Raw genomic sequence first — 20810 nt, forward strand, 5'->3', positions numbered from 1 at the left:
CAGAGGTGGCGATAAGCCACATCCGCTACAACGCCCAGGCCCGGAGTTTCTCGGGGTTGCGCACCGCCCAGATGCGCCTGATCCGGGGCCCTGCGACCTCGAACGCGAGCACGGTCACGACATCGCCGTCCTGACGGAAGACCAGGCCAGGACGCCCGTTGACCATGCGTTCCAGGACCTCCACGCCGCCCGGCGCCCGTGCGGCCAGGTCGGCGAAGTGACGTGCGATCCGTTCGCCGCCTTCGATCGGCTCCAGCGCCGCGCCGACCACGCCGCCGCCGTCCGCGGTCGCCGTGGCGCCGGGGTCGAGCAGGCCGATCAGGGCGCCGATGTCCTTGGCCTCCCAGGCCCGCTTGAAGTCCCGGACCACGCTCGCCTGCCCGGCCGCCGGGGTCTCGGGAGGCCGCGCCGCGCGCAGGCGGCCCCGCGCCGAGGACGCCAGCTGCCTGCACGCCGCCGGTGTACGGCCGACGATCTCGGCCACCTCGGCGAAGGGGTAGCCGAACACGTCGTGCAGGATGAACGCCACCCGTTCGGCCGGGGTCATCGCCTCCAGCACGATCAGGAACGCCATGTCGACCGACTCGTCGAGCGTCACCCGTTCCGCCGGATCATCGGCGCTCCCCGGGACACCGTCGGGCAGCGGCTCGGGCAGCCACTCCCCCACGTAGCGCTCCCGCCGGGCCCGCGCCGACCCGAGCAGGTCCAGGCAGAGGCGCCCGGTGACCTTGTTCAGCCAGGCGCCCCGCGACTCGATGGCGTCCCGCCGCCGTCGCGGCAGGGCGTACCAGCGGGCGTAGGCCTCCTGAACGACGTCCTCGGCCTCGGTCAGGGAGCCCAGCAGCCGGTACGCGATATTGATCAGCTGCCGCCGCTCGCCCGGGCCCGGCTCGGCCAGATCCTCGCGCGGCAGGTACTGGATGGTCATACCCCTATGACGACGCCGGGCCCGCGCACGTGACACGTCACGACAGGCCGTGCCGAGCCAGGTTCACGATCAGCGCCGCCACGCAGAGGGCGAGGAACGTGCCGACGGCGGTCAGCTTGAAGTCCCGCACCCTGAGGTGAGCGCCCACGGCACACACGAAGTAGAGGACCAGCCCGATGGCGGCGGCCGTCCCGATCGGCGGGACCACGAACCCGGCGAGCAGGCCGATCGCACCGGCGGCCAGCACCACGCCCAGCGGATACATCCACGACCGGGGCGTTCCGACGGTGTCGGCGGCGCCGACGGCCACAGGATGGCGGACGAAGTCCATCCAGGCCGCGCCCGCGACGGCGAGCGCGGCCAGGACGTTGACGACGGCGTACACAGCGAACATGAGCTCCTCCACGGTTAGTTCGGCTCTCATGCCCCCTGACGCCGGTCCTCCGGCAAAGGTGACCGTCAGCGGGCCACGGGACCCGGGACGTCGTACAGGTAGTCGCCCGCCCAGTGGATGACGTTGCGCGGCGGGGTGAGGGGCGGCGCCGAGACGAAGTTGCGGGCGTCGTCGATGCTGCCGGTGCCGAGGTAGCGGGCGCGTTCCGGATAGGCGAAGACCGGCCGGGTCGCGACGACCTTGCCCGCGTCACGCTGCTCGGCGATCACCTTGGCCGGCGCCTGCCCGTTCTCGACCCACCGGACCAGCCCGGGCAGCGGGTCGAAGGCGTTCAGCTTGTAGCCGGGCAGGAACTCGGCCGCGCAGTGGTACACCGCGGGGACCAGGAACATCCGGGCGAACTGCCGGGTCCGGGCCAGGCCTCCGTTGCGCTCCCACAGCCGCTGGTAGTAGTCGAGCGTGCTCGCGGGCGGGATCGACTGGTCGGCGGCGCCGTGCCACATGATCAGCTTGCCGCCCGCCTGCCGGAAGCGGCGCAGGTCGAGGCCGAGCGCGTTGCCCCGCGAGGTCTCGGCGGTCAGCCGGTTGAGCTCGGCCACGGTGAACGTGAAGTCGGCGACCGAGGACGCGGGCTTGCCGATCGGGTAGCCGAGGTACTTCAGGAACGAGTCGGCCAGCGGGGACACGGTCGCGCCGTTCACGGGCACGCTCGCTCCCGCCCAGCCCTCCTCCGAACCGTACGGCTCGCCGCCGGGGTAGAGCCGCCGCCCCTTGGCGTCCGTCGGCCCGGCGTACAGCTTCCGTACGACCGTGACCTGGGCGGGCGTCAGGCAGGTGGGCCGGTCGGTTCCGGGCGGGCAGGCCACCGACGCCGGATCGAAGGTGCACGCGGCCGGGTCGTCGATCATCCCGTCCTTGAGGCCGTCGCGGGCGTCGCAGGCCTTGAGAACGGCCTGGTGAAGCGGGCTCAGCTTGTCCTGAGTGAGGATCGGGCCGCCCTTGCCGTCGAGGTTGGACCTGACCATCCAGGTGAAGTAGACGCCGTTCAGGGCCCCGTTGTAGTTGGTCGGGTCGCCCGCGATGATCCCGTTGAAGTCATGCGGGTAGCGCTGCGCGAGCAGCAGCCCCTCGCGCCCGCCGGTGGAGCAGCCCTTGAAGTACGAGCGGACCGGGGCCGAGCCGTAGTAGGCCTTGATGATCTCCTTGGAGGCCCGGGACACCACGTGCGGCGCCCGGAACTCGTAGTCGTCACGCGCGGCGCGGTCGTTGGCCGCCCACTTGCCGTCGAAGAGGTTGAGGGGGAACGGCAGGTCACTGTGGTGCCCGTCGTCGGTGACCGCCAGCGCCATGTCGCCCGGGACGCCACCGGTGCACCGGCTCGGGAACAGGTCCTCCCGGAAGATCCCGCACAGCCCGTCGCACCCGTACTGCAGGTACCGGCCGTTGTAGGTGGACGGGAGCCGGAGCACGAACCTGACGTGCGGCTCCACGTAGCCCTCAACCCTGCAGTAGGTCGTGCCGTTCTCCTGCGTCGGCCCGGTCGACGTCACGTGGGTGACCGCCCCGGGCAGGTCGAGCGTCTTCCCCGCCAGATCAGCGCACTGCATCGCCGTCGCCTGCCGCGCTGGTCTTGCCTCCTGAGCTGGTCTTGCCTGTTGTGCCAGGCCGGGCGGGGCCAGCACCGCCAGCGCGAACACCAGCCCGCCGAGCGCCGCCACGATCCGCATCGTGAACCGCATCGCCGTGTCCCTTCATCCGTGAGGGCCGCGCCGTGCGGCCCTTCACAGACGCCTCGAACGGGCGGGGCCGGATTCGACACCGGCCGGAGCAGAATTTCCGACCCGGTTCCTCACCCCGGACAATTCGCTCAGTAAGCGGTTTCTGGACCGTCCATCCGGGCAGACCTGAGCGGACGGACCGAAACGTGATCGGCGGGGGCGGTCGGGAAAGGACACCCCCGTGGTTCTGGATGCGGACGACGCCGGTCGTGCCCGCGACGTCGATGACGACGGACGGCGGCAGCAGATTCGGAAGGCGGCGCTGGCGAGCATCGTCGGCACCTCGATCGAGTGGTACGACTTCTTCCTCTACAACACGGCCGCGGCGATCGTGTTCAAGGACGTCTTCTTCCCGAAGTCGACCGACTACGCGGGCACGCTGTCGGCGTTCGCCACCTACGCGGTCGGCTTCGCGGCGCGGCCGGTGGGCGCGGCGATCTTCGGGCACTGGGGCGACCGGCTGGGTCGCAAGGCGACGCTGATCGTCACGCTGCTGCTGATGGGCGTCTCGTCCGCGGCGATCGGGCTGCTGCCGGGGACCAACACGATCGGGGTGGCGGCGCCGATCCTGCTGGTGCTGCTGCGCGTGCTGCAGGGCATCGCGGTCGGCGGCGAGTGGAGCGGCTCGGTGCTGCTCTCGATGGAGTGGGGCGACCAGCGCAAACGGGGGCTGATGGCGAGCCTGCCGCAGATCGGGGTGCCGATCGGGCTGATCCTCGGGACCGGCGCGATGACCTCGATCGCCCTCACGGCCGAGGACGCGTTCACCAACTGGGCGTGGCGCATCCCGTTCCTGCTCAGCCTGGTGCTGGTGGCCATCGGCCTGTGGGTGCGGATCCAGGTCATGGAGACGCCGCTGTTCGCCGAGATCGTGGAACGGCGCGAGGTCGCGGAGGTCCCGGTCTCAGAGGTCATCCGCAAGCATCCGAAGGAGATCCTGCTCAGCGCGTTCCTGCGCACGTCCGAGCAGATGCCGTTCTACATCTTCACCTCGTTCGCGCTCACCTACATCCACAAGCACCTGAACCTGGCGCAGGGCCTCGCGCTGTTCGCGGTGACGGCGGCGTCGGTGGTCGAGCTGTTCGTGATCCCGGCGGCCGGGCATCTGGGCGACCGCGTCGGCAGCAGACGGGTGTACGCGGTGGGCTCGATCCTGGTCGCCGCGGTCGCGTTCCCCTACTTCGGGATGCTCAACACCAAACAGTCGGCGGTCGTGGTGCTGGCGGTGATCCTGGCGCAGATCCCGCACGCCCTGCAGTACGGGCCGCAGGCGTCGCTGATCGCCGAGAGCTTCCCGACCCGGCTCCGGTACGGCGGGGCCGGGATCGGCTACCAGCTCGCCTCGGTGATCGCCGGTGGACCCGCGCCGCTGCTGGCGACCTGGCTGCTGCACGACTACGGCTGGTGGGCGATCGCGCTCGCCATGGTGGTGTCGAGCGCGATCACCCTGACCGCGTTGTCGCTGATGCCGGACCGGTCAGGTGACCGGGTTCTCCACCAGGTAGGCAGTGGGTGAGGGACTGACGGAGGGCGCCGCGTCTTCACGTGAGGCCGCCCACACCGTCCCTGAACAGCACTGTCGCGGCGGCGTGAGCGTCCTAGGATTTCCGTTATCGACCGTTCTGACGGGCTCAGGCTCGCCGAGGTGTACGCCCCCGACCGGCCCGGGCTGCCGCGGGGGCGCGCCAGCCTGCCCGCCGACCAGGTTCGGCGGGCCCAGCGCGACCGGCTGCTCCGCGCGGTGATCGCGGCGGTCGCCGAGGACGGGTACGCGCAGACCACGGTGGCCCGGGTGGTGGCCCGCGCCCGCGTGTCCCGCAAGGCGTTCTACGACCACTTCGCGGGCCTGGAGGACTGCTTCCTGTCGGCGATGGCCGCGGCGCAGGACGTCATCGTCCGCGACCTGATGGCGGCCCCGGTGGAGCAGGGCGCGTCCTCACGCGACCGCCTGCGCGCCGGGATCGGCGTCTACCTGGCGCTCTGCGCACAGGAGCCGGAGTACGCGCGCTGCATCCTCGTCGAGTTGCCCGCCGTCAGCCGGAAGGCGTTGAAGGGCCGCAACCTCGGCTACCGCGCGGTGGCCGACGTGATGCGCGCCTGGCGTACGGCATCCGCCAAGCGCCACCCCGAATGGCCCGAGGTCTCCGACATCGTCTACCCGGCCGCGGTCGGCGCCATCGCCGAGATGATCCTGCTCTACGTGGGCAGGGGCGACTGCGCGAGCCTGCCGGAGCTCCGCGACGACCTGACCGACCTGGTCCTGCGGATGCTGGCCGTTCCTCCTGTGGACGGTTAGATGCGCTTGGCGGAACGGAACGTGTCGCTGTAGAGCGAGCCCTTGCGGTTGAGGACCGAGCGGCCGCCGGTGTCGCCCAGCGTCGGGCCGTCGGCGGTCTTGCGGCTGGAGATGAACCGGTAGTAGCCGAGCGAGTCCTTGCCCAGGAAGATGCCGACGTGGTCGACCGCCTTGCCGTCGCCCTTGTCTGCGTCCCAGAAGAGCAGGTCACCGGCCTGGAGCTGCGCCAGGGACGCGGGCTTGCTCCCCTTGTTCGGGATGACCACGCGGCCCGGCGCGTACTTCTCGATCTCCACTGCCCGGCGCGGGAGCCGCTGACGGGTGAACTGCTTGTTCTCCAGCGGCCAGCCCATCCGGTAGCCCGCGACCATGCGCACGAAGCCCGAGCAGTCGAGCGAGCCGTACTGCGCCTTCTCGGGCTTGTCGGTGCTGCCGTCGAAGTACTTCCAGGTCAGGCCCAGGTAGTCGTTGAAGTCCGAGCCCTCCTGGCGCTTGCCGCCCGCCATCGGCCCATAGTGGGCGTCGCCCGCGTACCGCACGCCGTGGGAGTCCTTCTTGGCGGGCGCGCCGCTCACGTACTGCATCGCGATCGCCAGCATGTCGGGCGCCTTGCTGCCGAGGACCCCGGCGAGCTCCTTGCGGAACGCCGCCGACTTGATCTTCGACGAGGCGAACGGGTCGCGCAGCTTGCGCACCCAGGCGTCGGTCGTGACCGTGGCCTTGGTCGTCTTCTCCTTGAACACGCGCTTGGTGCCGTGCACCAGGACCGTCCGCGTACCGACGTTCAGCTCGGCCACCTGGCGTTTGCGGGCGTTGTACACGTGGTACTGCCCGTCGCCCTTGGAGTAGACGAACCGGTAGCCCTTCAGCGGGTCGGCCGCGCTCGCCGCCCCCGCCTGCGATGCGTGACCCGTGCTCCCGCACGCGGCGGCCAGCGAGGCGACGACGGGGAGGGCGACCAGCCCGAGGCGGCGAATCGAAGACATGATCCCGACCTTATCGATCATGCCCGGTGATTCAGGACCACCCTCGCCAATTGGGGCGAGAACGCGCGCGCCATGCGCCACTCCATGATCGATCCCCAGCACCAAGGATCACCGCATCGGCATCACGAACATCGCGGTCGCCTCCACGGTGACCTGCCCGTCCGGCCCGAGGATCCGCGCGTCCGCGAACGTGCGCCGCCCCTCCGACCGCGTGACCTTCCCCTCGGCCACCAGCGGCACCCCGTGCGGCGTCGGCCGCCGGTACCGCAGCTCCAGGGTGGCCGTCATCCCGGGCGTCCCGTTCGCCGACGCCGCCATGCCCAGCACCTGGTCGAGGATCATCGCCGACACCCCGCCGTGAACGAACGAGGGCGGCCCCTCGTAGATCGGCCCGATCTGGAACTCGGCCCGCGCCGTCCCGTCCGGCAGCGTCTGGATGTGCACCGGCGGCGCGATCGGGTTCACGACCCCGCTCACCGGGCTGGCGAGCTGCCGCGTCATCCCGCCGATCCGCGCCTCCGCGAGCGGCGGATGCTCCCGCCGCACCACCGACAGCCGCGCGGTGAGCGCCGCCACCTCGTCCCGCACCGCCGCGATCTCGTCGACGTCGACCCCGGTGAAGACCACGGCCTCGTTCAGCTCACGCACCCGCTCGGCGAGCTCGGCCAGCACGTCGACCTCGGCCTCTCCGAGCGGAGCGACCCCCGCCCGTGCCTCCAGTACCCGCCGCATCGCCGCCCCAGCCCCGGTCATCCAACCTCCACTGCCACAGAAAGACCAGAACTGAATTCTAATTCAGGCGCCGGAGACCTCGTGGAGGCGGGCCAGCCTGTGCAGGCACGCCAGATGCAGCGGGTGGTCCTCGTCGACCAGGGAGAGGCAGTGCCGGTGAACGGCCTCGGCCTCGTGGTCGCCGGAACAGACCTCGGCCTCGAAGACCGCGAGGACCTCGTTGAGCAGGCGAGTCGCCTCGGCAGGCTTGCCCGCGTCGACGAGGACGGCCGCCAGGGCCGCCTTGTCCGCCGCCACCTCGATGTGGCCGGGGCCGAGGCTGCGCTCGCGGATGGCGACCGAACGCCGGCCGAGTCGTTCGGCCTCCGGCCAGTTGCGGCGAGAATGCTCCAGCCCCGCAAGGTTGTGGTAAATGCTCGCGATCTGCGGATGGTCGGGGCCGAGGATGCGTTCGAAGATCTCCAAGGCGTGCCAGTAGCAGGGCTCGGCCTCGTCGATGCGGCCGGTCGCCTTGTAGAGCACGCCGAGCTCGTTGCTGACGCCGGCGGCGAGCATGGCACCGCCCTCACCGAGGTCCCAGCAGAGCGCCAGCGCCTCCAGGAGGAGCTTCTCCGCCTGCGGGTACTGGCCCTGGGACATGTGGAACGCGCCCTGGCCCTGAAACTCCTGAACGCGCAGAACGAAAGCATCCGTCTCGTGAACGGCCACGGCGTGTCCCTTCCGCCCCGGGGACGGACCCCGTTTGCCATTTCACGGAGGCGGGGGCGGGCCGGTTCAACGCGTTCGTTCACCCCAGGTAGGCGGCTCGGACGGCGGGGTCCTCGCGGATCTCGGCGGGGACGGCGTCGGCGATGACCTTGCCGAGGTCGAGCACGACGATGCGTTCGCAGGCGTCCATGACGAAGCCGACGTCGTGCTCGACGAGCAGGATCGTGGCGTCCAGGCCGCGGATGACCGAGGCGAACAGCCCGGCCTGGTCGGCGTCCAGGCCCGAGGTCGGCTCGTCGAGGAGGAGGACGGACGGCGCGTCGACGATGGCGCGGGCGAGTTCGACCATGCGGCGGCGGCCGATCGGCAGGTCGGCGGCGTAGGCGTCGCGCAGGTCGGCGATGCCGCAGCGGTCGAGGGCGTCGGTGGCGCGTTCGCGGCGACGGGCCTCGAGCCTGCGGCGGGAACGCCAGCCGACCAGGTCCGCGGCCAGTCCGCCGCCTCCGCCGTGCCATTCCAGGGCCGACAGGACGTTGTCCATCACGGTGAGGCGGCCGAAGACCTGCGGGCGCTGGAACGTGCGGCGCACCCCGAGGCGGGCGCGCCGTACGGCGGACGCGGACGTCACGTCGGCGTCGCGGAGGCGGACCGACCCCGCGGTGGGGCGGCGCAGTCCGGTCACCACGTCGAAGAGGGTGGTCTTGCCCGCGCCGTTCGGCCCGATCACGCCGCAGGTCTGGCCCTCGGCGACGGCGAAGCTGACGTCGGTGAGGGCGTGCACGCCGCCGAAGCGGACGGAGACGCCGGTGATGTCGATCATTGGTCTCCCACTCCAGCCAGGCCCAGGTAGGCCGAGGTCAGCCGGTCGTCGTCCACGTCGGCGCGCGGTCCGGTCCAGGAGATGCGGCCGAGGCCCATGAACGCGACCGTGTCGGCCAGCGCCAGGACCTCGGTGGCCTTCTCCTCGACCACCAGGATCGCCACGCCCCGGTCGCGGAGCTCGCCGAAGAGCTCGAAGATCTGCTCGACGACCAGCGGGGCGAGGCCGAGCGAGGGCTCGTCGGCGATCAGCACGCGGGGCGGGCGGATCAGCGCGGGCGCGAGGGCGAGGATCTGCTGCTCGCCGCCCGACAGCGCCCCGGCCGGGATCGTGCGGCGTTCGGCCAGTTTGGGCAGCCGTTCGTAGACCTGTGCGCGGTCGGCGGCCGAGGGCAGCCAGGTGGTGAGGTTCTCGTCCACGGTCAGGGCCGGGAAGACTCCGCGCCCCTCGGGCGCCAGGTAGATGCCCGCGCGGGCGCGCTTGTGGGCGGGCCAGGAAGTGATGTCCTGTCCGTCCAGCAGGACCCGGCCGGACGTCGGGCGCATCGAGGCCGCCACGGCGCACGTGGTCGACTTGCCCGCGCCGTTCGCGCCGAGCAGCGCGACGACCGTCCCGGCGGGCACCTCCAGGTCCACGCCGCGCAGCACGGTCGCGTCGCCGTAGCCAGCGACGATCCCCTCCAGCCGCAGCACCGCGTCGGAGTCCGTCGCGGCGGCTGCGGATTCGATGGGCTTCTCGCCCGTGGGGCGTTCGGCGCGCTTGCGGCGGCGGTAGCGGCGTTCGGCCATCTGGGCGAGCACGCCGTCGGGGTGGCGGGCGAGGATCATGCCGCCGAGCCCGAAGAGGATCATCCCGACGTACGGCGAGTCGGTGAAGTTGTCGAGGACCTCGGGGAACAGCGCCATGACCAGGCCGCCGAGCACCGCGCCGCCGATCCGGCGGACGCCCTGCAGCACGACGACGGCGAGCCAGACGAAGCCGGTCAGCGCGGGCAGGTCGGTGGCGGTGATCTGCCCGTTGAACGTCGCGTACAGCACCCCGCCGAGCCCTGCGATCCCGGACGCGAGGGCGAAGAGCGTGATCTTGGCGCGGGTGGCCGAGATGCCGACCGACAGCGCGGCGGTCGGCGCGGACCGTACGGCCAGGATGGCCCGCCCGGACGCGGACCGCTCCAGGTTGCGGATCAGCAGCCCGACCAGGCCGATGACCACGAGCAGCAGCACGACGCGCACGCGCGGGTCGTTGGTGTCGGCGAAGCCGAGCGAGAACGCGGGCAGCTTCCACCCGACGGTCCCGTTGCTGAACGCGTCGATCTGGAACAGCACCTGGTCGGCCAGCAGCGCCATCGCCAGCGTCGCCAGCGCGAGGACGCGCCCGCCGAGCCGCAGTGCCGGGAGCGCGACCAGCACCCCGGCGGCCACGGCGGCGAGCACGCCGATGACCAGCGCGAGCGGGAACGGCAGGCCCTTGTCGAAGGCCAGCCCGGCGGCCAGCGCGGCGAGGGCGGCGAAGGTGGCCTGCGCCAGGTTGACCATCCCGCCGATGCCCGTGACCACCACGAACGAGCAGAAGATGAGCGCGAGGACGAGCCCCTGCGCGACCAGCCCCACCCAGTAGTCGTCGCCGAACGCGAACGTCCAGACCAGCAGCGCGACGACCGACACGCTCCATGGCAGCACCCGCCGCCAGCGCGGCAGGTCGGCCAGGTAGTCGGGCGGCGGCGCGTCCTCGGCGATCGAGCCCGCCGCCCGCGCCTTCGACCGGCCCAGCACCAGCAGCCCGGCGAGCAGCAGGATCGCCGGGACCGCCGTACGGAAGCCGGTGACCTTCTCGGCGAAGTCGGCGTAGCCCGCGACGAGGTTCTGGACGACGCCGAGCGCGAGGCCCGCGGCGAACGTCAGCGGGATCGACTGCAGCCGCCCGAAGACCGCCGCGGTCGCCGACGCGAACAGCAGCACGGTGAACGCGTTGGAGTCGAGCCCGAGCGCGGGCACCGCCAGCACCCCCGCGAGCCCGGCCAGCGTGGAGCTCAGCATCCACGCCTGCGCCGAGGCCGCGTCCACGTCGATGCCGCGCATGGTCGCGAGGCCGCGCCGGTCGACGGTCGCGCGCATCCGCAGGCCGAGCGGGGTGTGCCGCATGAGGACCCACAGCAGCCCGGCGGCCAGCACCGCGAACGCGAACGTGGTGAGCTGGTCGGAGTCCAGCGTCACGCCGTCCATCGGGTGCCAGGTGTGCATCGGGCGTGGCCCGAGACCGCGCGCCGACGCACCCTCGGTGATCTTCGGCAGGTCGGCGCCGAACGTCTCCACCAGCACGTCCACGACCCACAGGCCGAGGGCGGGCAGCGCGATCGTCAGCCCGATGGTCGCGACGATCTGCGCGGTCTCCCCCGCCGACGCCAGGCCCCGGAACATCACCCGGTGCAGCACGTACCCGAGCGCGGGCGCGACGACCCCGATCGTCACCAGCCCGGCGAGCCAGGTCGGCCAGCCGAGCCCGGACGTCAGCTCGAAGAACACCAGCGCGGCGAGGAAGCCGACGGCGCCGTGCGCGAAGTTGAACACGCCCGTCGCGGAGTAGGACAGCGTGAGCCCCGAGGCCATCAGCGCGAAGATCGCGCCGGTGACCAGCCCGCTCAGGATGTAACCGACGAACTCAGCCACTTGAGAAGCCCGTCGTCAGAGGGTGGTGTTGTCGTAGCACTTGAGGTGCTGGGCGACGACGAACTTGCCGCCCTCGATCTTCACCAGCGCGCCGCAGCCGTTGGACTCGGTCTTGCCCGCCGGGAACTGGATGCGGCCGAAGCCCTTGTTCTCGTAGGAGAAACCGGTCGTGGCCTTGAAGAACGAGTCACGGGTGAGGTCCTTGCCCGCCTTCTCCAGCATCTTCAGGAAGACGTCCGCCGACCAGTAGCCGGTGGCCGCGTGCTGGTCCATCGGCGCGCCGACCTTCTGCATGTCGGCCTTCATCCGCGCGACCTCGGGCGCGTCCGACTCGTACGGCTCGAACTGCGGCGCCGCGTAGACGCCGTCCAGCGCCTGCGCGGCCTGCGGGTCGGCGATCGCCTTCGGGTCGTAGGAGGTCGCGTCGGTGATGAGGCCCTTGTAGCCGGCCTTCTTCAGCGCCCCGTACAGCCCGGTGTTGAACTTGCCGCCCGCCATGACCGAGACGACCACGTCCGGCGCCTTGCCGCCCGCGCTCTTCATGATCTTGTTGACGTACGGCGACCAGTCCTGCGGCGGCGCCTGCGAGGGCAGCGCGGCCGACGAGCCGGCCAGGTCGAAGCCCGCGGCGGTGAACGACTTGGAGATCGTCGAGATGGCGTACTTGCTGGCGGTCGAGTCGGTCGCCTGCACCCAGAGCTTCTTGCCCTTGGCGCCGCCGAGTTGCGCGCCGACCTGGTTGCCCCACCAGGTCTGGGTCTTCTGCCCGGGCTTCGGCGCGAGGCAGCCGTTGAACCCGAACGCGCTCTCCTTGCCGCACCAGAACGGCCCGGTCGCCCACCCGACCCACGGCACCTTCTGCTGCTCGAGGAACTCCGCGCCGCCGAACTGCGGCGCGCTGACCGGCAGGACCGCGAAGACCTTCTCCTTCTGGACCAGCTTCTTGGCCGCGGCGGCGCCCTTGTCGGGCGTCATCCCGTCGTCCTCGACCCCGATGAAGTCGATCTTCCGCCCGTTCACCCCGCCCTCGGCGTTCGCGCGCTCGAAGCGGGCCTTGGCGCCGAGGTTGGCGCCGCCGGTCGAGTAGCCGGTGGCGCTCGTCACGGTCAGCACCCCGCCGACCTTGATCTTGTCCTTGGTGACCCCGGCGGTGTCGCCGCCGCCCGAGGAGGAGTCGTTGCTGGTCGCACAGCCCGCGAGCAGGGCGGCCGCCCCGGCGATGGCGACGGCGCGGAGCGTCGTTGATGTCTTCATGGCGCGCCTCCAGGCACGTTGCATCTCTCTGAGGGGCGACCCCTCAGACTCCTCGGCAAAGCAGGTCTGACCGCTGTCCGGCATTCCGCTGCGCTCCATGCCGGACAGCGGTCAGACGGGCAGGAACGCGGGCAACGCCACCCCATGTGACCTAGCGCTCGCTTGGTCGTGAGGGTAAGTTCGTGACGAACACGGTGTCAACGGATGACCTTGAACCGCGGTTCTGAACACCGGCACACGGAGGGTGGACGACTTGACCAGCACGACCATGCGCGCGGCACTGCTGCGGGAGTTCGGCAAGCCGATGGAGATCGCCGAGGTGACGGTCGAGGCACCGAAGGCCGGCGAGGTGCTGGTCAAGGTGGCCGCCTCCGGCGTCTGCGGCTCCGACATCAAGGCGATCGACGGCAAGAGCCCGGTCGTGTCGCATCTGCCGTGCGTGCTCGGGCACGAGAGCGCCGGCGTGGTCGAGCAGGTCGGACCGGGCGTGACCTCGGTGAAGCCCGGCGACCACGTGATCATCGCGATGAACGGCCCGTGCGGCCGCTGCCGCAACTGCTCGCGCGGCAACGCGCACCTGTGCAGCGGCGCCGGCCGGATGATGGCGATCATGGGCCTGATGGGCGACAAGACCACCCGCATGTCGGCCGGCGGCGAGGTCGTGCGCCCCTACATCGGCATCGGCTCGTTCGCCGAGAAGGCCGTCGTCAGCGAGGCGATGTGCGTCAAGGTCGCCAAGGACGCGCCACTGGACCTGCTCGCGCTCACCGCGTGCGGCGTCGTGACCGGCGTCGGCGCCGTGCTGAACACCGCGCGGGTCGAGCCCGGCTCCACCGTGCTGGTCGTCGGCGCGGGCGGCGTGGGCCTGAACGTGATCCAGGGCGCGGTGCTGGCGGGCGCCACCACGATCATCGCCGCCGACGTGGTCGAGTCGAAGCTGAAACTCGCCGAGCAGTTCGGCGCCACCCACACGGTCCTGTCCGACGACCTCCCGAAGCAGGTCGGCGAGATCGTGCGCGGCGGCACCGACTACGCGTTCGACGTCACCGGCATCGCCGAGGTGCTGACCACGGCGTTCGCCTCCACCCAGCCCGGCGGCACCACGGTCATGGTCGGCAGCCCCGCCGCCGGCAAGAACCTGGAGATCCCGCCCGGCCAGCTGTTCGGCTCACGGCGGCTCATGGGCACCCAGGGCGGCGACGCCACCCCGGCGCGCGACCTGCCGCTGCTGGTGGACCTCTACCGCCGCGGCCGCCTCAACCTGGAGGGCCTGGTCAGCGAGCGGGTGCCGCTGGACAGCGTGAATGACGCCGTCGCGCACGTCCGGTCGGGCGCGGTCGCCCGCTCGGTCATCGTGTTCGAGTGAGCTCGCCCTTCACCCCGTAGGTCCTGGTCTTCTCACCGCCCACGTAGGTGAAGAACAGCGTGTCGGCGTTCTGCCAGGTCAGCGTGACCGTCCCGGTGTCGACGCAGTGGTCGGCCCCCTGGGTGATCTCCTCCTTCATCGACAGAGTCGGGCCACCACCGGCCCCGAGCAGCTTCTCCATGCCCGAGCACCGCTGCAGGGGGTAGTTGATATGCCCCTTCAGCTTGCCTTCCTTCAGCGTCAGGACGGCCTTGAGCGCCTTGCCGTCGCTTTGGATCACCGTGCCGGCCCACTCGCCGGCGAAGGCCCGTGAGAAGCCCTTACCGTGAGGGCGGCCAGGGGACGGCGAGACCGTGTTCTGGCCCGCTCCGCCCTTGTCGTCGCCGTTCAGCGCCATGATCGAGATCGCGGTGGCCGCCACCGCCGCGACGGCGACGCCCGCCACCACGGCGACCACGTTCCGCCGCTTCTTCCCGCCGAGCCCGGCGGGCGGTGCGGGCGGCGGGAAGGACCTGGTGCCGCCAAGGTCGCCGGTGTCGCTCGGCCTGGCCGCGGCATCGCTGCCCTCGGCTGCCAGGGCGGTCGCGTCCGGCTGCGTGTGCCCGAGCAGGCGCCCGAGCACCTCGTTGGCCGTCGGACGTGCGGAGGGATCCTTGACCAGGCACGCCTGGGCGACCTCGCGCAGCTTGCCGTCCAGTGAGCCGAGGTCGGGCTCCTCGTGCATGATCCGCGTCGCGACCGCCATCATCGTGTCGTCGCCGAACGGCGGGCGGCCGGTCGCGGCGAAGACCAGCGTCGCGGCCCAGGAGAAGACGTCGGCCGGCGGCCCGGCGCGCTCTCCGAGCACCTGCTCGGGGGCCATGTACGACGGCGTCCCCATCGGCCCGCTCGTGGTCGCCGACGTCCCGTCCAGCGCCCGCGCGATGCCGAAGTCGATCACCCGCGGCCCGTCCGGGCCGAGGAGCACGTTGTGCGGCTTGAAGTCGCGGTGGACGACGCCCGCCTCGTGGATGGCGACCAGCGCGGTCGCCGTCCCGACGGCCAGCCGGACCAGCGCCCCGCCCCGCCGCACCCCGTCGGTGCTCACGACGTGCTTCAGCGACGGCCCGTTGACGTACTCGCTGACGATGTAGGGCTGATCACCGGCCACGTCCGCGTCGAGCACGGCGGCGGTGCAGAACTGGGCGACCCGCTTGGCGGTCGCCAGCTCCCGCATGAACCGCGCGCGGGGCTCGGGATCGGAGCCCAGGCCCGACCGCAGCAGCTTGACCGCGACCTGCGTCCCGTCATCCTCGCCGAGGAAGACGATCCCCTGACCGCCCTCCCCGAGCCTGGCGATCAGCCTGTACCGTCCCAGATACTCGGGATCGCCAGAACGCAACGCCTCGGCCGCAGCCGTCATGAACACCCCTTTCCGCTGCACATGAGACGCCCGCGACGCTGATCCAGTTCAAGTAGATTCTGGGAAATTATCCACGTAGGAGCGATGGGGAAGATCAGTGACCGACCAGCCGCCGCCCGACCCCAAGTCCTCCGACGACCCGCCACCGGACGCCAAGGCGCCTGAACCCCCGTCCGACACGCCGCCGCCGGTCGATGCCCCACCACCGGTCGATGCCCCACCGCCGGTCGATGCCCCACCACCGTCCGACACCCCGCCGCCTCCAGGGCAGCCGGGTTTCGAGCGTCCGCAGGGAGGCCAGCCGCCGTACGGACCGCCGCCGGGCCAGCCGCCGGGGCAGCCGCCGGGGCAGCCGCCGTACGGGACTCCCCCGGGCCAGCCGCCGTACGGAGGCCAGCCGCCCTACCCGCCCGGTGGGCAGCCGCCGCCGTTCAACTCTCCCTACGGAGAGGCGCCGGGCTACAACGCTCAGTGGGGTTACGGTCCGCCCGGAGTCCCGTACGGGCCGAACACCCAGGTGCGCAACGACGACACGACCTGGGCGATCTTCGCCTACGTCGGGATGCTGGTCATCGGGTTCCTGGCACCGCTGGTCATCTACTTCGTCAAGAAGAAGGAGTCCGGCTTCGTCCGCTACCACGCCGCGCAGGCGCTGAACTTCCAGATCACCCTGCTGATCCACCTGGCCGCGACGGCGGTCGTCTGCGTGCCGCTCTACCTGCTGACCAAGTCCGGGTTCGCCTTCGTCCCGTTCATCTTCGTGTACCTGGAGCTGCTCATCGGGCAGTGGGTCTTCCTGATCATGGGCGCGGTCAAGGCCGGGAAGGGCAACTACTGGCGCATCCCGACCTTCTGGTGCTTCCGCATGATCCGCTAGCGGCTAGAGATAGGTGTTCGCGTACTCGTCCAGCACGGGCAGGACCTCGTCGCGCCCGGCCGACGGCAGCCGGAGCACGACCTCGTCGACTCCGAGCGAGGCGTAGTAGTCCAGCTTCTTCGCCGTCGGCAGGGTGCCGAACGGGACGATCCGCGCCGTCTCCCGGCCCTGAGCCTCGCAGGCCTCGCGCAGCTTGGGCAGCGCGTCCTTGATCCCCGCGCCGCCGATCGGGATCCACCCGTCGGCGTACTCGGCGATGGCGGCGAAGAGCTTCGGCCCCGGCGCGCCGCCGACGAGGATCGGCACTCGCTGCGGCTTGGGCCATGACCAGCTGGGCTCGAACTGCACGAACTCGCCCTTGAACCCGGCCTCTTCCTTCTCCCAGAGCTCCCGCATGGCGAGGACGTTCTCCCGTACGCGCTCCCTGCGCGTCGACCACTCGACCCCGTGGTCGGCGGCCTCCTCGCGGTTCCACCCGTACCCGATGCCCAGCACGAACCGCCCGCCCGAGATCTGATCCAAGGTCGCGATCGCCTTGGCGGTCACGATCGGCTCCCGCTGCGCCGGCAGGCAGACACCGGTCCCCAGCAGGATCCGTTCGGTCACCGCCGCCGCGGCGGCCAGCGCAACGAACGGATCGGGCGTCCGCGCGTACTCCTCGGGCAGCGTGTCCACCCCGGTAGGCGGCGGCGTGGCCCGCGACACCGGTATATGAGTGTGCTCGGGCACGTAGAACGACCCGAAGCCTCGCGCCTCGGCCTCTCGGGCCAGCTCGTGGACAGCGAGAGCCCGATCCGTCGCGAACATTGTGATCCCCAGGCGCATGAGCCCACCCTAACAACCAAGCATTTGCTCGGCTACTCTCGGGTTTCGGCGACCTGAATCACATCGGCCGGACTCGACCAAGCGATTGCTCGGCTCGCCGCAATTGATGTAGCGTGCGCTTGTTCGGTCAGTCCGCCGAGAGGGGTGCCCATGCCATTCGCTGACCTGGGAGATGTGCGCCTGTTCTATACGGACGACGCCCCCGCGGAGGCCAAGGACACGCTCCTTCTGGTGCACGGGTACGCGGCCGACTCCCAGGACTGGCTGTGGCACATCCCCGCTCTGGTCGAGGCCGGGTACCGGGTCATCGCCCCGGACCTGCGAGGCCACGGGCACTCGTCGGCGCCCGAGACCGGCTACCGGCCGGAGGACACCGCCGGCGACCTCGTCCTGCTGCTCGACCATCTGGGCCTGGACCGGGTCATCGCGTTCGGCCACTCGATGGGCGGAATGGTGGTGACCGCGCTGGCCGTCGAGCATCCCGAACGCGTCCGGGCCCTGGTCTGCGTGGACCCCGCGTACGGGCTGCCCCAGCAGGTCGCACAGTTCATGCCGTCGATGATCGATGGGCTGGCCAAGGACCCGTACGCCGCCGTGCTCGCGTGGGAGGCCGTCCTCTACACCCCGGCGACGCCCGAGCACGTCCTGTCCGCGCACTCCCGGAAGATCCAGGCCACCGCCGAGCCCGCGCTCCGGCAGGCCTTCCCGGCGCTGTTCACCGGCGCGGACCAGTGGGGCTGCCGCCCCGAGTCCGACGCCTACGTGTCCCGCCGCACCTGTCCCGTGCTCGTCCACTGGGCCGACGCCGAACGCGCCGGCTGGGAGAACGAACTGCTCAAGCATCCCGTCTCCAAGGCCATCGCGTGGCCGGGAGCCGGGCACCGGCTGCACGAAGAGCGGCCGGCCGAATTCCTGCACGTCGTCAAGAACTGGCTCGAGGAACTCGAGAAGCTCGCCGAGCTCGACAAGGAGAAGTCCGCGTGAAGTTTTCCATCTTCCTGAACCCGCAGATCCCCGGGTCGGGCTGGGCCGCCGAGGAGAACGCCAAGGCCAAGCGGCCGATCGGACGGGACGTCGAGTCGTACCAGAAGCTGCTGCACGAGGTCCGCGAGATCGCGGTGCACGCCGACCAGGTCGGCTTCGACGCGCTCATGATGACCGAGCACCACTTCCATTCCGAAGGCTTCGAGTTCTCGGTCAACCCGCTGATGTTCCTGACCGACCTCGCCGCCCGGACCGAGCGGATCCTGCTCGCGCCGCTCGGCATCGTGCTGCCGGCCTGGGACCCGATCCGCGCCGCCGAGGACGTGGCCCTCCTCGACCAGTTCTCCAAGGGCCGGCTGCGCCTCGGCGTCGCCCGCGGCTACCAGAACCGCTGGATGAACGTGCTGGGCCAGCGCTGGCACGCCGCCGCCGCGCGCTCGGACGGCTCCAAGTCCGACAACCGCAACTTCGACGTCTTCGGCGAAGTCCTGAAGATCATGAAGATGGCGTGGGAGCAGGACTCGCTCCGCTACAAGAGCGACGTGCTGGACTACGAGATCCCCGCCCCGTTCTCCGGCATCGAGGGCTGGCCCGCGCAGGAGTGGACGCAGACGTTCGGCGCGCCCGGCGAGATCGACGAGAACGGCGTGATCCAGTCCGTCTCGGTCTGCCCGAAGCCGTACCAGTACCCGCACCCCGAGCTGTGGCAGCCGTTCACCGTGTCCGACCGCAGCGTCATCCGGGCGGCGCAGGAGGGCATCATGCCCTGGATGTTCACGCCGAACCCCGACGACCACGCGGCCAAGGCCAAGCTCTACCAGGAGGAGTGCGCCAAGCAGGGCAAGGACTACAAGCTCGGCGAGCACACCGGCATCCTGAAGATCGTGGGCATGGCCGACACCCGCGAGGAGGCCATCGAGACCTACGGCAAGGGCATGCAGAAGGACTTCGCCTCCTTCTTCGGCCCGTTCGGCTACCTCGAGGTGCTGCGCAAGAAGGAGGACGACAGCCACAAGCCCATCTCTCCGGAGAAGGGCGACTTCAAGCGCATGAACGACGTCGAGATGGCCCTCCTCGGCACCCCTGACGACGTCAAGCGCGGCATCCAGCGCATGCTCGACCGGATGCCCGACCTGGAGTGGTTCGGCCTGTTCATGCAGGGCCAGCAGGGCGTGCTGCCGCTCGACACGGTGAAGCGCAACCTGGAGATGTTCGCCACCAAGGTCATCCCCGAGTTCCAGGACTGACCCCGGCGATGGAGTTCTGGCTGGCGGCGACCTTCGCCGAGACCCACGAGTACCTCGGCCTCGCACAGGCGGCCGACCGGCTCGGGTACGACGCGTTCGCGGTGTCGGATCACATCTTCTACACCGACTACGACGCGTCGTACCCCTACTCCGACGACGGCTCACCCCCGTACACCCCCGACACGCACTGGCCGGACGCCTGGGTGACCATCGGCGCCATGTCGTCGGTGACCGAACGCCTCCGCTTCGCCACCAACGTCTACATCCCCCCGGCCCGCGACCTGTTCACCGTCGCCAAGGCCGTGTCGACGGCCGCCGTCCTCTCCGGCGACCGCGCCATCTTCGGCGTGGGCGTCGGCTGGTGCAAGGACGAGTTCCTCCAGACGGGCCAGGACTTCCACACCCGAGGCAAGCGCCTGGACGAGATGATCCCCGCCCTCCGCACCCTCTGGCAGGGCGGCATGGTCGAGCACCACGGCCGGCACTACGACTTCGGCCCCCTGAGCATCTCCCCCACGCCCTCGAAGCCCGTCCCCGTCTTCATCGGCGGCGACAGCGACGCGGCCCTCCGCCGCGCCGCCCGCATGGGCGACGGCTGGATCGGCAACCGCATCTACTCCGAAGACCGGCTGTCCGAACTCCTGGAGCGCCTCACCGGCCACCTCAAGGACAACGGCCGCACCCTCGACGACCTCGACGTGGTGGCCCCCATCGGCGCCGTCCCCAGCGTCGACCTCTACCGCAAGTGGTCCGACCGGGGCGTCACCGCCACCCTCGCCCAACCCTGGTGGTCCACCCCCACCGAGAAGATCGCCGGCATGGAGCGCTTCGCCGAAAAGATCATCTCAAGGCTGTGATCAGCGCGGGCTGATGCTCGCGACCGCACGGACGGGTGCGCCATCCGCGGCAAGGCGCAACGGGAACAGATAGGCCTCGATGCGCTGGCCGCGGACGGCCAGCAGGCGCTCCAGGCCGGTGAGGTTCTCGGCTATGACGGCGCCTGCTCGGCAGAGGACTTGGTGGGCGGCCAGGGAGAAGTCGTCGGAGCCGGGCTCTGGGGTGCGGTCGACGCTGAGGGCGTCGATTCCCACTGTGCGGACTCCGCTGTCGATGATGGCCTGCGCCAGGTCCGGGGTCGGGTAGGGGTGGGCGAGGTAGTCGCCGGTGCCCCAGTGGGACGACCAGCCGGTGACCATGAGGAGGATGTCGCCTGGCTTGAGGCCGTGCGGGAGACGGTCTGGGCCTATGGGCGTGCGGGGAGGCAGGCCTCGGGCGTCCAGGAGCTTGGCCGGGCCTGTGAAGCGGGAGAGCGGGAGCTCGTCGAGGCGGGGCAGGGCGGGGTCGATGTGGAACGGGGCGTCGACGTGGGTGCCGGTCTGGGAGCCCAGGTGTACGCGCTGCACGTTGACGCCGTCGGTGTCGGCGGTGAGGGCGGGCGTGATCTCGACCTCGGGGTCGCCGGGATAGACCGGCATGCCGGTGACGATGGGGACGGACAGGTCGACCAGGTCAGCTGCCATGGCGCCGATTATCGCGGCGGGCACGGC

The 20810-nt window shown here is 70.9% G+C and carries 19 protein-coding genes; 7 read left to right on the forward strand and 12 right to left on the reverse strand.

The features are described from left to right. Positions 1-25 precede the first annotated feature (25 nt). Genes sigJ through J4573_RS06815 form a run of 3 tightly spaced genes read right to left on the reverse strand, consistent with a single transcriptional unit; the run spans position 26 to position 3061 of the window. Positions 26-928: an RNA polymerase sigma factor SigJ gene (gene sigJ / locus J4573_RS06805; protein ID WP_208254370.1), complete on the reverse strand. Its 903-nt coding sequence runs from the start codon at positions 926-928 to the stop codon at positions 26-28. Between the two features lie 37 nt (positions 929-965). Beyond that, entirely contained in the window at positions 966-1352 is a 387-nt protein-coding gene (locus tag J4573_RS06810; protein ID WP_243772506.1) for a DoxX family protein, read from the reverse strand. A gap of 35 nt (positions 1353-1387) precedes the next feature. Beyond that, positions 1388-3061 carry a tannase/feruloyl esterase family alpha/beta hydrolase gene (locus J4573_RS06815; RefSeq protein WP_208254371.1) on the reverse strand — a complete coding sequence of 558 codons (1674 nt, stop codon included), beginning with the start codon at positions 3059-3061 and terminating at the stop codon, positions 1388-1390. Between the two features lie 220 nt (positions 3062-3281). Between J4573_RS06815 and J4573_RS06820 the strand changes: the two genes are divergently transcribed. Then, positions 3282-4616, forward strand: a complete 1335-nt coding sequence (locus tag J4573_RS06820) for an MFS transporter (RefSeq protein ID WP_208254372.1) — start codon at positions 3282-3284, stop codon at positions 4614-4616. A gap of 129 nt (positions 4617-4745) precedes the next feature. After that, the gene (locus J4573_RS06825) at positions 4746-5396 is read left to right on the forward strand and encodes a TetR/AcrR family transcriptional regulator (RefSeq protein WP_208254373.1); all 651 of its coding nucleotides are present in this window, start codon (positions 4746-4748) and stop codon (positions 5394-5396) included. On the opposite strand, the gene J4573_RS06830 is transcribed toward J4573_RS06825, so the two are convergent. The 6 genes from J4573_RS06830 to J4573_RS06855 all read right to left on the reverse strand — a co-directional run bounded on the left by J4573_RS06830 (position 5393) and on the right by J4573_RS06855 (position 12562). Further along, positions 5393-6382: an NlpC/P60 family protein gene (locus J4573_RS06830; protein WP_208254374.1), complete on the reverse strand. Its 990-nt coding sequence runs from the start codon at positions 6380-6382 to the stop codon at positions 5393-5395. The genes J4573_RS06825 and J4573_RS06830 overlap by 4 nt on opposite strands. A gap of 108 nt (positions 6383-6490) precedes the next feature. Beyond that, entirely contained in the window at positions 6491-7135 is a 645-nt protein-coding gene (locus J4573_RS06835) for a PaaI family thioesterase (protein ID WP_208254375.1), read from the reverse strand. Positions 7136-7177: 42 nt separating this feature from the next. Continuing rightward, positions 7178-7822, reverse strand: a complete 645-nt coding sequence (locus J4573_RS06840; RefSeq protein ID WP_208254376.1) for a tetratricopeptide repeat protein — start codon at positions 7820-7822, stop codon at positions 7178-7180. Between the two features lie 79 nt (positions 7823-7901). Beyond that, positions 7902-8642 (reverse strand): ABC transporter ATP-binding protein, encoded by a 741-nt coding sequence (locus tag J4573_RS06845; RefSeq protein WP_208254377.1) that lies wholly within the window; start codon positions 8640-8642, stop codon positions 7902-7904. Continuing rightward, on the reverse strand, positions 8639-11308 hold the full coding sequence (locus J4573_RS06850; RefSeq protein WP_208254378.1) for an ABC transporter permease subunit: 2670 nt from the start codon (positions 11306-11308) through the stop codon (positions 8639-8641). Before J4573_RS06850 ends, J4573_RS06845 begins: the two co-directional genes overlap by 4 nt. A gap of 15 nt (positions 11309-11323) precedes the next feature. Then, positions 11324-12562, reverse strand: a complete 1239-nt coding sequence (locus J4573_RS06855; protein ID WP_208254379.1) for an ABC transporter substrate-binding protein — start codon at positions 12560-12562, stop codon at positions 11324-11326. Between the two features lie 268 nt (positions 12563-12830). Here J4573_RS06855 and J4573_RS06860 point away from each other — a divergent pair, with 268 nt between their 5' ends. Then, positions 12831-13928 (forward strand): alcohol dehydrogenase catalytic domain-containing protein, encoded by a 1098-nt coding sequence (locus tag J4573_RS06860; RefSeq protein WP_208254468.1) that lies wholly within the window; start codon positions 12831-12833, stop codon positions 13926-13928. On the opposite strand, the gene J4573_RS06865 is transcribed toward J4573_RS06860, so the two are convergent. Continuing rightward, positions 13912-15330: a serine/threonine-protein kinase gene (locus tag J4573_RS06865; RefSeq protein WP_208254380.1), complete on the reverse strand. Its 1419-nt coding sequence runs from the start codon at positions 15328-15330 to the stop codon at positions 13912-13914. The two genes, J4573_RS06860 and J4573_RS06865, sit on opposite strands and share 17 nt — an antisense overlap. A 97-nt stretch (positions 15331-15427) precedes the next feature. On the opposite strand from J4573_RS06865, the gene J4573_RS55960 reads away from it, so the two are divergent. Then, positions 15428-16207, forward strand: coding sequence for a DUF4870 domain-containing protein (locus tag J4573_RS55960; RefSeq protein ID WP_208254381.1), 780 nt, complete (start codon positions 15428-15430; stop codon positions 16205-16207). Positions 16208-16210: 3 nt separating this feature from the next. Here J4573_RS55960 and J4573_RS06875 read toward each other — a convergent pair whose 3' ends face one another. Then, the gene (locus J4573_RS06875) at positions 16211-17032 is read right to left on the reverse strand and encodes an LLM class F420-dependent oxidoreductase (protein WP_208254382.1); all 822 of its coding nucleotides are present in this window, start codon (positions 17030-17032) and stop codon (positions 16211-16213) included. Between the two features lie 150 nt (positions 17033-17182). On the opposite strand from J4573_RS06875, the gene J4573_RS06880 reads away from it, so the two are divergent. From J4573_RS06880 to J4573_RS06890, 3 genes are read left to right on the forward strand one after another with little or no spacing between them, the layout of a single operon-like run. After that, positions 17183-18016, forward strand: coding sequence for an alpha/beta fold hydrolase (locus J4573_RS06880; protein WP_208254383.1), 834 nt, complete (start codon positions 17183-17185; stop codon positions 18014-18016). Next, the gene (locus J4573_RS06885) at positions 18013-19263 is read left to right on the forward strand and encodes an LLM class flavin-dependent oxidoreductase (protein WP_208254384.1); all 1251 of its coding nucleotides are present in this window, start codon (positions 18013-18015) and stop codon (positions 19261-19263) included. The genes J4573_RS06880 and J4573_RS06885 overlap by 4 nt, the downstream gene beginning before the upstream one ends. An 8-nt stretch (positions 19264-19271) precedes the next feature. After that, positions 19272-20120 carry a TIGR03619 family F420-dependent LLM class oxidoreductase gene (locus tag J4573_RS06890; protein ID WP_208254385.1) on the forward strand — a complete coding sequence of 283 codons (849 nt, stop codon included), beginning with the start codon at positions 19272-19274 and terminating at the stop codon, positions 20118-20120. Here the strand turns inward: J4573_RS06890 and J4573_RS06895 are convergent, their stop codons facing one another. Continuing rightward, positions 20121-20783: a cyclase family protein gene (locus J4573_RS06895; protein WP_208254386.1), complete on the reverse strand. Its 663-nt coding sequence runs from the start codon at positions 20781-20783 to the stop codon at positions 20121-20123. It lies immediately after the preceding gene. Positions 20784-20810: the final 27 nt, after the last annotated feature.

The organism is Actinomadura barringtoniae, from assembly GCF_017573505.1.
Classification (GTDB): Bacteria; Actinomycetota; Actinomycetes; order Streptosporangiales; family Streptosporangiaceae; genus Spirillospora; species Spirillospora barringtoniae.

Excerpts from the sequence above, each read along its gene's own strand:
- sigJ (WP_208254370.1), bottom strand. The coding sequence starts at position 928 with ATGACCATCCAGTACCTGCCGCGCGAGGATCTGGCCGAGCCGGGCCCG.
- J4573_RS06810 (WP_243772506.1), bottom strand. The coding sequence starts at position 1,352 with ATGAGAGCCGAACTAACCGTGGAGGAGCTCATGTTCGCTGTGTACGCC.
- J4573_RS06815 (WP_208254371.1), bottom strand. The coding sequence starts at position 3,061 with ATGCGGTTCACGATGCGGATCGTGGCGGCGCTCGGCGGGCTGGTGTTC.
- J4573_RS06830 (WP_208254374.1), bottom strand. The coding sequence starts at position 6,382 with ATGTCTTCGATTCGCCGCCTCGGGCTGGTCGCCCTCCCCGTCGTCGCC.
- J4573_RS06835 (WP_208254375.1), bottom strand. The coding sequence starts at position 7,135 with ATGACCGGGGCTGGGGCGGCGATGCGGCGGGTACTGGAGGCACGGGCG.
- J4573_RS06845 (WP_208254377.1), bottom strand. The coding sequence starts at position 8,642 with ATGATCGACATCACCGGCGTCTCCGTCCGCTTCGGCGGCGTGCACGCC.
- J4573_RS06855 (WP_208254379.1), bottom strand. The coding sequence starts at position 12,562 with ATGAAGACATCAACGACGCTCCGCGCCGTCGCCATCGCCGGGGCGGCC.
- J4573_RS06860 (WP_208254468.1), top strand. The coding sequence starts at position 12,831 with ATGCGCGCGGCACTGCTGCGGGAGTTCGGCAAGCCGATGGAGATCGCC.
- J4573_RS06865 (WP_208254380.1), bottom strand. The coding sequence starts at position 15,330 with ATGACGGCTGCGGCCGAGGCGTTGCGTTCTGGCGATCCCGAGTATCTG.
- J4573_RS06875 (WP_208254382.1), bottom strand. The coding sequence starts at position 17,032 with ATGCGCCTGGGGATCACAATGTTCGCGACGGATCGGGCTCTCGCTGTC.
- J4573_RS06880 (WP_208254383.1), top strand. The coding sequence starts at position 17,183 with ATGCCATTCGCTGACCTGGGAGATGTGCGCCTGTTCTATACGGACGAC.
- J4573_RS06890 (WP_208254385.1), top strand. The coding sequence starts at position 19,272 with ATGGAGTTCTGGCTGGCGGCGACCTTCGCCGAGACCCACGAGTACCTC.
- J4573_RS06895 (WP_208254386.1), bottom strand. The coding sequence starts at position 20,783 with ATGGCAGCTGACCTGGTCGACCTGTCCGTCCCCATCGTCACCGGCATG.